The organism is Variovorax sp. Root473 (assembly GCF_001426505.1).
Lineage (GTDB): Bacteria > Pseudomonadota > Gammaproteobacteria > Burkholderiales > Burkholderiaceae_C > Variovorax.
Map to the genome: position 1 here is coordinate 230,262 of NZ_LMEV01000020.1, position 15,138 is coordinate 245,399.

Consider the following 15,138-nt stretch of genomic DNA (forward strand, 5'->3'; position numbering starts at 1 on the left):
AGTGCGAGACAGGCCACAAGGCCAGGAACACCGCGGAACCGGCTTTGCCGGGCCGCTGGTGTTGCCCCCGGTAGGGGGTTGGCGAAGCGACACGAAGTGCGCGTAGCCTGGGGGGGAGTCATAGATGCCCTTCCGCTTCGGTGCCGAGGTACACGGCTTGCACATCGGGGTGGCCCCGCACCTCATCGGCCGTGCCGCTCATCAGCACCTTGCCCTGCACCAGCACCGTGAGCCGGTTGGCGAGGCGGAACACGGCGTCCATGTCGTGCTCGATGAGCAGGATCGCCATCGATTCGCGCAGCGATTCGATGAGGTCGACCATGCGCGCCGATTCGTCCGGACCCATGCCGGCCATCGGCTCGTCGAGCAGCAGCAGCTTGGGCTCGGCGGCCAGCGCCAATGCCACGTCGAGCGCGCGCTGCGCACCGTGCGGCAGCGTGCCCGCGATGCGGTGGCGCTCGCTGCCCAGGCCCACGCGGTCGGCCAGCGCGTGGGCTCGGTCGACCAGGTCGCGTTCGTTCGCGCGCGGTGCGAGAAAGCGCAGGCTGCTGCCCGCATGGGCCTGCGCCGCGAGCATCAGGTTGTCGTGCACCGTTTCTTTCGCGAACACGCGCGTCACCTGGAAGCAGCGCGACATGCCGGCGGCCACGCGCTGGTGGTCCTTGTAGGCCGTGATGTCCTGCCCGTCGAGCATCAACCGGCCCGCGTCGGCCTCCAGCAGGCCGGTGATGAGGTTCACCAGCGTGGTCTTGCCCGCACCGTTGGGACCGATCAGCGCATGCACTTCGCCGCGCTCCACCGTGAGGTTCACATGGTCGGTCGCCAGCAGGCCGCCGAAGCGCTTGACCAACCCTTCGATTCTGAAAAGGCTCATGGCTTGGCGCTCCCTGCGGCGCCTTGTGGCGTGATGGCGGCAGCGGCAGCAGCCGTGCGGCGTTTCGTCGACAGTGCGGCCAGGCCGCGCGGAGCCCAGAGGGCGACAGCGATCAGCAGCAGGCCCAGCGGCATGTGCCAATGCTCGGTGTGCTGTTTGAGCGCTTCCTCCAGCACCAGCCAGACCACGGCGCCCACCGGCCCGCCCCAGCTGCGGCCCAGGCCGCCGATGACGACCATCACCACCAGCGTGGCCGACTGCGTCCAGTGCATGGTCGCCGGGCTCACGAAGCCGTTGCCGCCGGCCAGCAGCGCGCCGGCCAGGCCGGCAATCGCGCCCGAGATGGCGAAGGCCACGAGCTGCAGACGGAACACCGGATAGCCCAGCGCGCGCATGCGCGTCTCGTTGTCTCGGATGCCCATGAGCGCATGGCCGAAGCGCGCCTGCGTGGCGCGATGCAGCCACCACAGCGCGAGCGCCACCACCACGAGCACCACCCAGTAGAAAGTCGATTCGTTGCCCAGGTCCAGGCCCGGCAGCAGCGTGGGGCGCGACATCAGCGTGTAGCCGTCGTCGCCGCCGTACTTGCGCAGCGACACGACGACGAAGTACAGCATCTGCGCAAAGGCCAGCGTGGTCATGATGAAGTACACGCCGCGCGTGCGCAGCGCCACCGTGCCGATCAGCGCGGCAACCACGCCGGCCACCAGCGCGGCCAGCGGCCACAGGATCCAGGCCGACATCACGCCGGCGTCGCTGAGCGCCACCACGGTGTAGGCGCCCATGCCGATGAAGCCCGCGTGCCCGAGCGCCACCATGCCGCCGAAGCCGAGGATGAAGTTCAGGCTCGCGGCGGCGAGCGCGACGATGAGCACGCGCCGCACGAAGCCGATGTAGAAGTCGAGCCCGAACAGCGGCGCGACCAGCGGAAAGGCCGCGAGCGCCACGAGGAGCAGCCCGAGGCCGAAGGTGCGTGACGAGAATTTCATGCGCGGGCGGAGAAGAGACCCGAGGGCCGGAAGATCAGGACGACGACCATGAGCGCGTACATCGCGACCTCGGCGAACAGCGGTCCCAGGTCGGCCGCCGTGGCGGGCGGCAGCGTGGCGCGCAGCAGCATCGGCACGAAGGCGCGGCCGATGGTGTCGACCACGCCGACCAGCAGCGCGGCCACGAAGGCGCCGCGCACCGAGCCGATGCCGCCGATCACCAGCACCACCAGCGCCGGGATCAGGATGGCTTCGCCCATGCCCACCTGCACCGCGACGATCGGGCCCATGAGCGCGCCGGCGAGCGCGGCCAGCGCCGCGCCGAGCAGGAACACGCCGTTGAAGATGCGGCCCACGCGCACGCCCATCAGCTCGGCCATCGGCCTGTCAGATGCGCCTGCGCGCACCCGCATGCCGATGCGCGTGTGGTTCACGAGCACGTACAGCGCCAGCGCCATCAGCACGCCGCCCGCGAGGATCACGAGCCGGTACGAGGGGTAGGGCAGGCCGTCCATCAGCTCGACCGGGCCCGAGAGCGCGGCCGGCGTGGGCGCCATGATGGGCGAGGGGCCCCAGATCATCTTGACGATGTCGTCGGCCACCAGGATCACGCCGAAGGTGGCGAGCACCTGCGCCAGGTGGTCGCGCTTGTAGAGGCGGCGCATCAGCAGCACCTCGATGAGCAGCGCCACGACCACGGTGACGAGCACCGCGACGACGATGGCGGCGGCGAACGAGCCCGTGCGCGTGTGCGCCTCGGCCGCCACATAGGCGCCGGCCATGAACAGCGAGCCGTGCGCGAGGTTCAGCACGTCCATGATGCCGAACACCAGCGTGAGGCCCGCCGCCAGAAGAAAGAGCATCAGGCCGTAGCCGATGCCGTTGAGCAATTGCTCGAGGACGAGGATGCCGCTCATGAAAGGACGCGCGGCATCACTTCATGTTGCACTTGGCGGCGTAGCTGTCGCCGTAGTTCGTCAGCACGGTGTTGATCAGCTTGTTCGTCACCTTGCCTTGTGCGTCCTTGCCGATCACGCGCAGGTAGAAGTTCTCGATGGGGAAGTGGTTGTTCGCGTACTTGAAGGTGCCGCGCGTCGAGGCGTAGCTGGCCTTCTTCAGGGCGGCGACCACGGCCTCGCGGTTCTGCGCGTTGCCGCCGGCCTGTTTCACGGCGGCGTCCATCGCGAGGATCGCGTCATAGGCCTGCGCGGCGTACACCGACGGGTAGCGGCCGTTGTATTCCTTGCGGAACGCAGCCACGAAGGCCTTGTTGGCGGCGTTGTCCAGGTCGTGCGCCCAGTGCGATGTGTTGAACAGGCCGAGCATGGGCTCACCCACGGCGCCGATCACGTCCTCGTCGGCCGAGAAGCCGCTGGTGACGAGCGTGATGTCCTTGGACAGGCCCGCGCCCACGAACTGCTTGATGAAGTTGATGCCCATCGCGCCGGGCAGGAAGAAGTAGATCGAGTCGGGCTTGGCCGCGCGCAGCTGCGCGAGTTCGGCGGCGTAGTCGATCTGGCCCAGCTTGGTGTACAGCTCGTCGGCCACCTGGCCCTTGAACTGGCGCTTGAAGCCGCCGAGCGCGTCCTTGCCCGCCGGGTAGTTGGGGGCGATCAGCACGATCTTCTTGAAGGCGCGGTCCTGTGCGAACTTGCCGGCGGCCTCGTGAAACTGGTCGTTCTGGTAGGCGGTGCCGAAGAAATAAGGGCTGCACTGCGCGCCCGCGAACTGGCTCGGGCCGGCATTGGCCGAGAGGTAGGGCACCTTGGCGTTGAACAGCGTCGGGCCCACGGCCAGTGCCACGTTGGAGCCGATGGGGCCGCTGAAGATGTCGATCTTGTCGCGCTGGATCATGCGGTCGACCAGCTGCTTGGCCTGGTCGGGGCTGCCGGCCATGTCGGCCTGCACGAATTCGACGTCCTGCCCGCCGAGCTTGCCGTTCAGTTGCTTGATGCCGAGTGCAAAACCGTCGCGTGCCTCGGCGCCCAAAGCCGCGAAAGGCCCCGAAATATCAAGGGCCAAACCGACCTTGACCGGTGCGGCGATGGCCGACACCGAGGCGCCGAGGGCAGCGCCGCACAGCAGCAGCGAGAGCAGGGTGCGCGGCAGCGCGGGCGATTTCAGGAACGTGGGGCGCATCGGGTTCTCCGGCTAGGGAAGGGTTGAGACAACTGAACTGTTGATAGTTAAATACTTTAGCCGTAAACAATTCGGTGTCAACGGTACTAGCACGAATGGTGCCAGTGAACCGTGTCGCTTCCGCCGCGCCGAGCCCTTGCCGGAGGGGTTCGCCAACGTCAACCAAACGGGCTTGCCGTGGCGAACCAGAGGCCGATGCCGGTCGCGATGATGAAGGCCCCGTCGGTCACGCCCGCGACCAGGAAGAACTTGGTCTGCAGCGTGTCGACCAGCTCGGGCTGGCGTGTCGTGCCTTCGAGGAACTTCTGGCCCACCAGCGCGATGCCGAGGCATGAACCGAGTGCGGCAATGCCGATCAGCAGGGCGACGGCGAGCGGGAGGATGTCGAGGCCGGTCATGGTTTTTTCTCCTGGGGTTGATGAATCGATGGACCCACTGTTCCAGAACGGGTGCATCGAATCCATGACGCAGGAGGTCATGCACCGGACGAAAAAAAGCCGGCCGTCGAAACGGCCGGCCGGGGGTCAGGCGCGAAGCGGGGTGCTTACGGCAGCTGGGTCCAGTTCTGGTTGTTGCCGCCGTTGCAGGTCCAGGTGATGAGTGCCGTGTCCTGCGTGGTCGAGGCGTTCGGCACGTCCAGGCACGAACCCGAGGCGCGGTTGCGCAGCGTGCCGCCCACGAGGCTCCACTGCGCCGTGTTGCCCGTCGAGCAGGCCACCTGCACCACCGCCGCGTTCGTGGTCGCCGTGCCGCTCTGCGCCAGGCACAGGCCGCTGTGCTCGGCGATGAACTGCACGTAGCCGCCCGTGATCGGCGTCATCGTGAACTTCTCGTTGCCCGCGTTGCCGCACGGCCACTGCACCGCCGTCGCGCCGCTGGCGGTCGAGGCGCCCTTGATGTTCACGCACATCGTCGGGTTGAGGTCGGAGCGCAGCCGCGTGACCACCGCCGGCGCGGTGTCCAGCGAGCGCACGTACTCGCGCAGGGCCACCACGTCGTTCGCCGGCAGGCTGGAGGCATTGCCGTGGCCGCCCGCGAGCAGGTCCTGCAGCGTGGCCGCCTGGCCGTTGTGGAAGAACGCGGTGGTGTTCCAGGTGCCCGACAGGGTCGGGGTGTCGAAGCCCACGCCCGCCAGCGGCTGGTTGCTGCCCTTGCCCGACGAGGCCTGGATCGTGCCCACGTCGTGCCGCAGGCCGTCGCGGAAGGTGGCGCCCGTGTGGCAGGTGGCGCACTGGGCCGTGTTGAACACGGTCTGTCCGCGCACCGCGTCCACGCTCAGGCTGCCGTCCGCGGCGCGGGCCGGGCTGCGCATGTACTTGTTGAGCGAGCCCAGGTACACGGCCAGGTCGTCCAGTTGCGCGTTCCTGCCGGCCTTGGGCGTGCCCAGCGGGTTCGACGTGGCCGCGAAGTCGGCGTTGCTCAGGAAGCCGGTGCCGCCGAATTCGTTGCGGATGTCGTGCTCGAAGTCCTGCACTTCGTCGAAGTTGGCGGTCCAGTGCAGCTTGCCGTGGCTGGTGCCGCGCCGCCCTTGCAGGCTGATGGTGCGGCGCAGGCCCTCGCCGCGCTGCGTGAAGTCCCACACCATGCCGTCGTCGCCGCCGTCCGCGTGGCAGCTCGCGCAGGAGATGTAGTTGTCCTTGCTCATGCGCCGGTCGGCCGCGTTGTAGAACACCTGCTTGCCGCGCAGTGCGGCGGCGGCCATCGGTTCCTGCGCCACCGTGCCCACGTTGCCCAGGAAGATCGCCGCGTTGGTCTCGGCCGACAGCACCTGCGCCACGTCGTGCACCGACACCGAGCGCGCCAGGAAGTTGTTCACGAACAACCGCTTGCGCGCCGCATCGAGGTACAGGCCGTGCGGGGCGCTGCTGGCGTTGATCTCGCCGCGCACCGCGCGGGTGTAGCTGTCGACGATGGCGACGCGGTTGCCTTCCATCTGCGCCACGAACAGGTAGTCGCCGGCGGGCGAATACAGCGCGGCGCGCGCGGGGGCGCGGTCGTCGAAGTCGATCTGTTCGGCGAACACCTCGGCGGCGGCCTGCAGGTTCACCTGCGACAGGATGGAGCGCACCGTCTGGTCATGCGGCAGGTCGGTGCCATCGCGGAAGCGGCCGCGCACGATGTTGTCCTTCTTCGAAGGCAGCACGGCACGCGAAGCGTCGGGCGAGATCACCACCTGGCTCAGGTAGTTGGCCACGCCGCGTGCGCGGCTCTCGGTGTCGACGGTCGTGGTGTCGACCGGCAGCGCGATGGTCTGCAGCGCGGTCATCGACTGCAGGTTCACCTTGTGCAGCTGGCCGCCCGTCATCTTCGACTTGAAGCGCGTGACGTAGGCCACCTGCGAGTCGGCGGCCACGGCGATGCCGCGCACGCCGCCCTCGAGCGCCAGCGCGCCGGTGGTGGCGCCGCTGCTAGGGTCGAAGCTCATGAGCACCGACTTGCTTTCGAGCGTGAGCAGGCCCTTGGCGCCGTTGGGCGTGAAGGCCACGCCGTACGGGCCGCTGCCGTAGGCCAGCGGGATCGACACCGACTGCGAGCCGTCGGCGGCGTTGAGCGCCACCAGCTTGTCCTCGCCCTGCACCGCGACCCAGATGCGGCCGTCGGGGCCGACGGCCAGCGTCTTGGCCTCGTCGCCGACGCGCACTTCCCAGAGCTTGGCGAGAGTCTGCGCGTCGATGGCGGCCACCGTGCCGCTGTCGGGGTTCACCGAGTACACCCGGCTCGCATCGCCCGCGATGTTGGTCGTGTGCGTGGGCGCGGTCGCGGTGACCGGCGCGATGATGGTCACGTTGTAGGTGTAGTAGGTCTCGCGGCCGCTGCTGTCCTTCACCGTCAGGGTCACCGTGTAGTGGCCCGGGGTGGTGTAGGTGTAGCTGGTGTTCGGTACCGACGAGAACGCCGTTTGCGTGCCGTTGCCGAAGTTCCAGCGGAACTGCACGCCGGTGGCGCCGAGCGTCGCGGGGTTGAACGTCAGCTGGCCGTTGACCAGCTTGGGCCCCGCGCCCAGGCCCGGGTCGCCGATGATGGCCTGGCCGCGCAGCGTGTCCACCTCGGTCTGGCCGAGCACGCGGCCGTACACGCGCACCTCGGCCAGCGTGCCCTTGAACAGTGCGGCGTTGCCCTGGATCTGCCCCATGACCTGGAACTTGTTCGACAGGCCCTTGGTGCCGGTCGGCCCGGTCGACGTGGTCTTCACGCCATCGACATACACCGCCTGCGCGCCCGAGGCCGCGTCGCGCGTGAGCACGACGTGGTGCCAGTTGCCGTCGTTGACGGCCGCGGTGGAGGCGGTGCCACCGTCATTGCCCACCGAGAGCTTGATGCGCCCGCCGCTGTCCAGCCAACCCCAGAACACGTCGTCGGTGCCGGCTGACTGGTCGCGCCCGAAGATGCCGGGTGCGGTCCACGAGCTGGCGCTGCCCGCCTGCGTGGTCTTCATGTAGAAGCTCAGCGAGGCCGTGCCGCCCAGTGCAGTGGCCACGGTGTCGTTCTTCAGCGGCACGCCCGCGGTGCGGTTCGCGAAGTTCAGGCCGATGCTCTCGAACGCGTCGCCGGTGGCGGGCGTGCCGTTGTTGGCACCGATCGGGTCGTTCAGGTTGCCCGTGAGCGGCCAGTGGTGCATCAGGTTGATGTCGCTGGCGTTGCCGGTGTTGAAGGTTGCGCGATAGTCGGCGGCGATGGCGTTGCCCGCATAGTCCGTCACGCCGTTGGCCGGCAGGAACACCTCGTAGCTCGTGCCCGGTTGCAGTGGCTGCGCGGGGTGGAAGTTGACGATGCCCAGCTGCACGCTGTAGGTGCCTGCCAGCGTGTTGCCGCCCACCGGACGCACGATGAAGGTGTTGCTGTTCACGCTCTCGGGCCGGATGCTGTCGGTCATGCCCAGGCCGATGCGCGAGGTCAGGGCCTGCTGCCTCGCACCGTTGGCGGGCGAGACCTGCTTCACTTCAGGCTTGCTCGTGTCGGGCTCTACCGCGTGCACGACGAAGCCGCTGCCCGAGCCGTGGTCGTTGCCCACGAAGACGAGGTTGCCGAACATCGCGACCTGGCCGTTGTCCGAGTGCGAGAAGTTCGGGTCGTCCTCGCGCAGGATGCTGCCGCGGCCCACCTCCACGTGGTTGAGCGGGTTGCTCACGTCCACTTTGTGGATGCGGGTCTGCGCGCCTTGAATGACGTAGTGGTCCTGCGTGGCGCAGTACAGCTGTTCGTCGATGACGAGCCGGTTGTCCTCGGCCACGAAGCGCGAGCGGTCGCTCAGGTCGTAGCTGTACATCTTGGCGCCGCTGCCGCGTGCGGAGGTGTGCACGGTCTTGCCGTCGAAGCAGGTCGCGTAATAGAACGGCGTGGCGCCGGCGATCGAATCGAGCACCTTGGGGTTGAGTGGATCGGAGATGTCCAGGCTCGCGAAACCGCCGGTGCTTTCCATCGCGGTCAGCACCATGTGGTTGCCCATCGTGAAGATCGGACCGATTCGGAAGCCGCCGAGTTCACCGGTGGGCACCGGGTTGGGCTTGCCTGCGCCGCGGTTGGCGATCACCGCGTTCGCGGGATCGGTCGCATCGACGATGAACATGCCGCGGCCCGCCGAGGCCACGTACAGATAGGGTGCCTGCCACCAGAGCTGCCAGGCCACGTTCTCGTAGTCGCCGGCGTTGACGCCGGGCAGCGCCAGCTTCTTCACCTGCTTGATGTCGTTGATGTCGGTGAAGTCCCAGAACTCGACGCCGTTGATGCTGGGCAGCACCACGTAGGTCTTGCCGCCGATCTTCGCTGTGCCGAAGGAGTGCGTCTCGCGGAACTCCTTGGTGCGGCCTCCTGAAGCGTCATCGGGCTCGTAGATCTTCTTCACGAGCTGGATCTGGCGCGGGTTCGACACGTCGTACAGCAGGAAGCCGCCGGGGCCGAGGCCGCTGTCGGGTGCGAAGGAGGTGAGGAAGTAGCCGTTGACCATGATGCCGGCGTTCATGCCGTAGTCCTTGCGGCCCGGGTACGTGGCGGGCACCTCGCGCGATTCGTAGGCGCTGCTGTGCGCCGGGTCGAGCGGGTGGTTGGGGCTGGTGATCATCGACACCGGCTTGAACAGCTCCGCCGAGGTGTAGGTGAGGTTGCCCAGGCCCGGACCCTGCAGGGGCAGCGGGTCGGCCACGGCCGCCGAGACCGCTGAAGCCATGTTGTTGAGGGTCGTCATCGGACTGACCCCCGTGATCGCCGCATGCGTCAGCAATGTGACGCACGGCACCATCAACGCCATCAGGAAATACCGGATCTTCATCGTCGCCTCCAGGTTGTTTGAAGTTCGCAGGAACCCTCTTGTCCTTCGGTTCACTCGATTCGCTCGGTCGCTCTGAATGCAAAGTGCACGCGCAGGCGCACCCCCGGCGGGCAATGCGTGCGTTGCCCGCCGTACAGCTTCTTTCTCTCTTGCGCTCCCGGTCCTCCTCGCGGAGGCGTCAGTGCGGCGTGGTTACTTCACGCCGCCCGATTCGTAGATGCTCCAGGCCGCCTCGGCGCTCGCATCGTCGTGGATCATGGCCATCAGCGCGCTCACCACCGCCGAGGGGTTGGCGTGCTGGTACACGTTGCGGCCGTACACCATGCCGACGGCGCCCTGGTCCATGAGCACGCGCGAGCGGGCGAACACCTGCTGCAGGTCTTCGCGCCCGCCGCCGCGCACGAGCACGGGGCAGCGCGCGGCCTGCACCACGCGGTGGAAGTCGGTGGGGTCGGTGGTGGGGTCGGCCTTGACGATGTCGGCGCCCATTTCGCGTGCCAGGCGCGTGAGCGTGACGATCTTCTCGGCATCGCCGTCCACCGAGTAGCGGCTGTTGGCAGTGGGCGCCTGCATCACCAGTGGCTCGATCATCAGCGGCATGCCGTAGCGCTCGCAGTCGGCGCGCACGCGCGCGATGTTCTGCACGCACTGGCGAAACAGGTCGGGCTCGTCGGGCAGCATGAACAGGTTGACGACCACGCAGGCCGCGTCCATCTGCACGGCGGGCAGCACCGGGTCGTCCTGGTTCTGCAGCACGGCCCACATCACGCGGTGGTGCACGGCGTTGTAGGGGTTGCCCATGTCCAGCCGCATCACCAGCGCGGGGCGCTCGCGGCCGGGGCGGTTCTGCAGCAGGTCGGATTGCCCGTAGTTCAGCTGGATCGCGTCGGGCTTCGCGGCCACGAGCTTGTCGATCACGCCGGGCATGTCCTCCAGGCCGTCCAGGAAGGTGGGCTCGTTGCACACGCCGTGGTCCAGGGCGATGTCCAGGCAGCGGCCGTTGTGCAGCAGGCGGTTGAGCCGCGCGGTCTTGTCTTTCGACATGAAGGAAGAACTCCGTGTTGAGGAAAAGGAAGGAAAGGAACAGGCGCGCGCTCAGGCGAGCGCGTCCAGGTGGCGCTTGGCTGCAGCGTCGATCAGCTGCAGGGCTTCGCCGTCGAGCACGACCGCGCCGGCGCCGGCGTTCTCGATCGCCTGCTGGCGCACGCGCGCGCCGCACAGCGCCACCGAGACGGTGCCGCGCGCGATGGTCCAGGCGATCATCATCTGGCCGAACGAGCAGCCCAGGTGCGTGCGCAGCGGCTCCAGCGTGTCGAAGAAGGCCTTGAGCCTGGCGCGGTTGGCTTCGCTGAAGCGCGGGTGGGTGGCGCGCTGGTCGTCGCCCTTGAACTCACGCGCGGGGTCGATGGGCCCGGCCAGCAGGCCCAGCGCCAGCGACGAATAGCCCAGCACCGCCACGTTGTGCTCGGCGCACAGCGGCGCCAGCGTGGTCTCGATCCCGCGGTCGATAAGGCTGTAGAGCTCCTGCGCCGCATCGACCGGGCCGTGCTTCAGGTACTCGGAAAGGATCTCGGGCGTCGCGTTGCTCACGCCGATGGCGCGGATCTTTCCCTGCTTCTTGAGCGCCAGCAGCGCGTCCATGGTCTCGGCCACGGGCGTGGTGTGGTCCTGCCAGTGCGTGATGTACAGGTCGATGTAGTCGGTCTGCAGGCGCTTCAGGCTCTCTTCGCATTCGTGGAAGATCGAGTCGCGCCCGAGGTAGCGGTACACCGGGTGGCCGTCTTCGTCGAAGAAGTGCGTGCCCTGCTGCGTGTGCCACACCAGGCCGCACTTGGTGGCGATCACGGCCTCGTGGCGGCGGCCCTTGAGGGCGGTGCCGACGATGCTCTCGGAGCGGCCCAGGCCGTAGGCCGGCGCGGTGTCGATCAGGTTCACGCCCGCATCGAGCGAGGCCTGGATCGCGATCACGGCGGCCGCGTTGTCGCCGCCGCCCCACATCCATCCGCCCATGGCCCAGGTGCCCAGGCCGATGGCCGAGCATTCGATGCCCGAGGGGCCGAGGGTGATCTTCTTCATCTGCGTCATTTGCGTTGCGCTGCTCATCGCTTGGTCTTTCTCGTGTTCAGGATGTGGTCGATGGTCACGGCCGCGAGCAGGATCAGGCCCTTGATCACGTCCTGCCAGTAAGGCGACACGTCGAGCAGGATCAGCGAGCTGGTCACCACCGACAGCAGCGCCAGGCCGAGCACGGCGCCGAGCACGGTGCCCGAGCCGCCCTTGAGGCTGGCGCCGCCGATCACGGCCGCGGCAATCACGTTGAGTTCCATGCCCATACCGAAGGTCGGCGTGGCGGCGCCGAAGCGCGCGGTGTAGATCACGCCGGCCAGGCCCGCCGAGGCGGAGCACAGCACCGTGACCCAGAACTTCACGCGGCCCACGCGGATGCCGGCGTACAGCGCGGCCTTCTCGTTGCTGCCGGTGTAGAACACGCGGCGCAGCAGGGTGGAGCGGCGCAGCACGAAGTCGCTCACGATCACGATCGCCAGGAAGATCAGGATCACGGCCGGCACGCCGAACAGCGTGCCCTGGCCGATGAACTTGAACTCGGCCGGCAACGAGAACAACGACTGTGGCGTGCCCTGCGTGAGTGCGAGGCACAGGCCGCGCACGATCACCATGAAGGCCAGCGAGGCGATGAAGTGGTTCAGCCCGATGCGCGTGACGCAGCCGCCGATCATGGCGCCGATGAGGCCGCTCGCGCCAATGGCCACCAGGCTCGCGAGCCACGGGTCCATGCCCATGAGAAAGAGCTTGCCGGTCACCACCATCGCGAAGCACACCACCGAGCCCACCGACAGGTCGATGCCGCCGACGATGAGCAAGATGGTCATGCCCACCACCACGATGCCTTCGATGGAGAAGGACAGCAGCATCGCGCGCACGTTGTCCCAGGTGAGGAAGTAGGGCGATGCGAAGCTCATCGCGACGCACAGCGCCACGATGATGAGCACCAGTCCGGCCTCGCGCATGCTCGTGAGCTTGTTGGCCTGCTTCACGGGGTCTCCTGTTCGGCGGGGTTGCAGGGAGCCGGCTGTGGCTGTGGCCGTGGCCGCAGCGCCTGCATCGATTCTGGTCGGAAAGTTCATGCCATTGCCTCTTCGGGTTCGCAAAGTCCGGAGGCCAGCCGCAGCAGGGCTTCCTCCGTCATCTCGTCATGGGCCAGTTCGCCCGCCAGCCGCCCTTCGCGGATCACCAGTGCGCGGTCGCACAGGCCGATGATCTCGGGCAGTTCGGAAGAGATCACCACCACGCCCACGCCCTGGTCGGCCAGGTCGCGCAGGATGTGGTGGATCTCGGATTTCGCGCCCACGTCCACGCCGCGCGTGGGCTCGTCCATCAGCAGCACCGCCGGTTGCGTGGCCAGCAGCTTCGCGATCGCCACCTTCTGCTGGTTGCCGCCCGACAGGCTGGACACCTCGATCGCCACGCCGTCCGACTTCAGGTTGAGCTTGGCGCCCAGCTGCACCGCGAGCCGGTGTTCGCTGGCGCGCTGCAGCAGGCCCAGCGCCGAACTCACGCGGCGCAGCGCCATCGACGAGATGTTCTGCGCGATCGGCAGGTCGAGGAACACGCCGGCTGCCTTGCGGTCTTCGCTGAGGTACGCAATGCCTTCGCGCAGCGCGTCGCTGTACTTGCGGATGGCCAGCGTCTTGCCGTTCAGGCGCACGGCGCCGCGCCGAGCGGGGCGCAGGCCGCACACGGTCTCGGCCAGCTCGCTGCGCCCGGCGCCCATGAGCCCGGCGATGCCGAGAATCTCGCCACGCTGGAGCGTGAAGGAGATGCCGTGCACGCGCTCGTCGTCGGCAATGCCGTCGACTTCGAGCACGGGGTCGGCATTCGCGTCGGCAACGGCGGATTGCTTGGGCGGGTAGTAGTTGCCCAGGTCGCGTCCGACCATGCGGCGCACCAGCTCGTCGGGCGTCATGCCTTCGAGCGGGCCGCTGTGTACGTTGCGCCCGTCGCGCAGCACGGTGGCGCGGTCGCAGTGCGTGAAGATCTCGGCCATGCGATGGCTGATGTAGATGATGCCGATGCCCTGTGCCTTGAGGTCGTGCAGCACGCGGAAGAGTGCGGCCGATTCGTTGTCGGTGAGGGCGGCGGTGGGCTCGTCGAGGATGAGCACCTTGCAATCGAGTGTGAGCGCCTTGGCGATCTCCACCAGCTGCTGGCTCGAAATGCTCAGGTCGCGCACGAGCGCGGCCGGGTCGATGTCCTGGCCCAGGCGCGCCAGCACCTTGGCGGCGCGCGTGTTCAGCGCGGAGAAGTTCATCCACGCCTGCTGGCCGGCGTTGATTTCCGGCATGAAGATGTTCTCGGCCACGGTGGCGTCGGCGCACAGCGCGATCTCCTGGTGCACCAGGCCGATGCCCAGGCGCATCGCGTGCGCGGGGCCGTCGATGACCACGGTGTCGCCGCGCAGCGCGATGGTGCCTTCGTCGGGCTGGTGGATGCCGTCGATGATGTTCATCAGCGTCGACTTTCCCGCGCCGTTCTCGCCGCACAGGGCGTGGATCTCGCCAGCCTGCAGCGAGAAGTCCACGCCCGAGAGGGCGCGCGAAGCGCCGAAGCGCTTCGCGATGCCGCGCAGTTCAAGCAATGCGGCAGGGGTGCTCACTCGCCGATTCCCTTGGTGCCACGGCGGGCGAGGTACTTGTCCCAGTAGAAGTCGTCGGCGTTGGCCTTGCTGACCACGGCCAGACCGTTGTCCAGGAAGGGCACCGACATCGGGTTAGTGCCATTGCGCTTGGCGTCGTTCATCGGGTCGATGAGGCCCGGGTTCTTGGCCAGGAACAGCATCATCATGCCCATGTAGCCCTGCATGCCCTGGTTCGGGTTGATGGCACCGAACACGTCGCCCGACTTGATCATGTCCAGGATCTTGGCGTTGACGTCGCAGCACATCACCTTGATGTTCTTCTTGGTCTCGACCTTGGCCTGCGCAGCGCCGAGCGCCGAGTTGGCTTCGGGCATGAACAGCGCGCCCAGGTTCGGGTTGGCTTGCGCCAGGCTCAGCACGGCCTGGTAGGCCTTGTTCGGGTCCTGGTTGCTGGCGGCGCGGCCGACCAGCTTCATGCCGGGGTGCTTGGCCTTCATGCGGTTCACGAACGCGGCGATGCGGCGGTCGTGGTTGTCCTGGCCCGGGTTCTCGAGCACGGCGTACTCGCCCTTGCCGTTGAGCGATGCGGCGATCGCGTCGGCGGCCTGGTTGCCTTCGCGGTCGTTGTCGGAGGTGATGAACGAGGTGCGCTTCGAATTCGGCGAGTCGGCCGCGAAGGTCACGACCGGGATGCCCATCGCGGCGGCGCGGTTGATGGGTTCGATGAACGGGTCGGGGTTCATCGGGTGCAGCAGGATGCCGGCGGGCTTGCGCGCCAGTTCCTGTTCGAACGATGCGAGCTGCTTGTTCACGTCGTACTCCGGCGTGCCGGTGTAGCGGGTGCGAACGCCCAGCGTGCGGCCGAGCTGCTTCATCATTTCGTAGACCGGGAACCAGTACTCGACGCCCGAGACCATCACGTTCATCACGTAGACGTCGCTGGCATTGCCGCGCAGGCCGGCACCCGCCGCGGGGGCTGCGGCTTGCTGTTGCGCGAACGCGCTCGCACCGGCCAGGCCGATACCGGCGGCGGCCGCGGACTTCAGGAAATTACGCCTCATTCTTTGTCTCCTCACGTTGACTGGCAGAGCTTTCGGCTCGCCGTTGGGTGGCGAGCCTGTGGACCGTGGTGTCACGACAGTTGTTATGACAGGCTAGAATGTAATGGCGGGCCGTTTCACCCGATAACTAGGGGAAACGCTACTGGTGACAG

General features: G+C 67.7%; 11 protein-coding genes. All 11 read right to left on the reverse strand.

Going from position 1 to position 15,138, the window contains the following annotated elements:
- Nucleotides 1-118: 118 nt before the first annotated feature.
- Nucleotides 119-874: an ABC transporter ATP-binding protein gene (locus ASD34_RS25850; RefSeq protein WP_056584158.1), complete on the reverse strand. Its 756-nt coding sequence runs from the start codon at nt 872-874 to the stop codon at nt 119-121.
- Nucleotides 871-1,863 (reverse strand): branched-chain amino acid ABC transporter permease, encoded by a 993-nt coding sequence (locus tag ASD34_RS25855; RefSeq protein ID WP_056584161.1) that lies wholly within the window; start codon nt 1,861-1,863, stop codon nt 871-873. The genes ASD34_RS25850 and ASD34_RS25855 overlap by 4 nt, the downstream gene beginning before the upstream one ends.
- Nucleotides 1,860-2,780: a branched-chain amino acid ABC transporter permease gene (locus ASD34_RS25860; protein ID WP_056584164.1), complete on the reverse strand. Its 921-nt coding sequence runs from the start codon at nt 2,778-2,780 to the stop codon at nt 1,860-1,862. The genes ASD34_RS25855 and ASD34_RS25860 overlap by 4 nt, the downstream gene beginning before the upstream one ends.
- A gap of 16 nt (nt 2,781-2,796) precedes the next feature.
- Nucleotides 2,797-4,002 carry an ABC transporter substrate-binding protein gene (locus tag ASD34_RS25865; protein WP_056584167.1) on the reverse strand — a complete coding sequence of 402 codons (1,206 nt, stop codon included), beginning with the start codon at nt 4,000-4,002 and terminating at the stop codon, nt 2,797-2,799.
- 158 nt (nt 4,003-4,160) lie between these two features.
- The gene (atpE, locus tag ASD34_RS25870; RefSeq protein ID WP_056584171.1) at nt 4,161-4,400 is read right to left on the reverse strand and encodes a F0F1 ATP synthase subunit C; all 240 of its coding nucleotides are present in this window, start codon (nt 4,398-4,400) and stop codon (nt 4,161-4,163) included.
- Nucleotides 4,401-4,546: 146 nt separating this feature from the next.
- Nucleotides 4,547-9,268, reverse strand: coding sequence for an RICIN domain-containing protein (locus ASD34_RS25875; RefSeq protein ID WP_056584174.1), 4,722 nt, complete (start codon nt 9,266-9,268; stop codon nt 4,547-4,549).
- A gap of 192 nt (nt 9,269-9,460) precedes the next feature.
- The gene (locus ASD34_RS25880; protein WP_056584175.1) at nt 9,461-10,312 is read right to left on the reverse strand and encodes a class I fructose-bisphosphate aldolase; all 852 of its coding nucleotides are present in this window, start codon (nt 10,310-10,312) and stop codon (nt 9,461-9,463) included.
- Between the two features lie 51 nt (nt 10,313-10,363).
- Nucleotides 10,364-11,344 (reverse strand): aldo/keto reductase, encoded by a 981-nt coding sequence (locus tag ASD34_RS25885; RefSeq protein ID WP_200937660.1) that lies wholly within the window; start codon nt 11,342-11,344, stop codon nt 10,364-10,366.
- A 23-nt stretch (nt 11,345-11,367) separates the two neighbouring features.
- Nucleotides 11,368-12,414 carry an ABC transporter permease gene (locus ASD34_RS25890; protein ID WP_056584178.1) on the reverse strand — a complete coding sequence of 349 codons (1,047 nt, stop codon included), beginning with the start codon at nt 12,412-12,414 and terminating at the stop codon, nt 11,368-11,370.
- Nucleotides 12,411-13,943, reverse strand: coding sequence for a sugar ABC transporter ATP-binding protein (locus ASD34_RS25895; protein WP_056584182.1), 1,533 nt, complete (start codon nt 13,941-13,943; stop codon nt 12,411-12,413). The genes ASD34_RS25890 and ASD34_RS25895 overlap by 4 nt, the downstream gene beginning before the upstream one ends.
- Complete coding sequence (locus tag ASD34_RS25900) at nt 13,940-14,986, reverse strand: substrate-binding domain-containing protein (RefSeq protein ID WP_056584185.1); 1,047 nt, start codon at nt 14,984-14,986, stop codon at nt 13,940-13,942. Before ASD34_RS25900 ends, ASD34_RS25895 begins: the two co-directional genes overlap by 4 nt.
- Nucleotides 14,987-15,138: the final 152 nt, after the last annotated feature.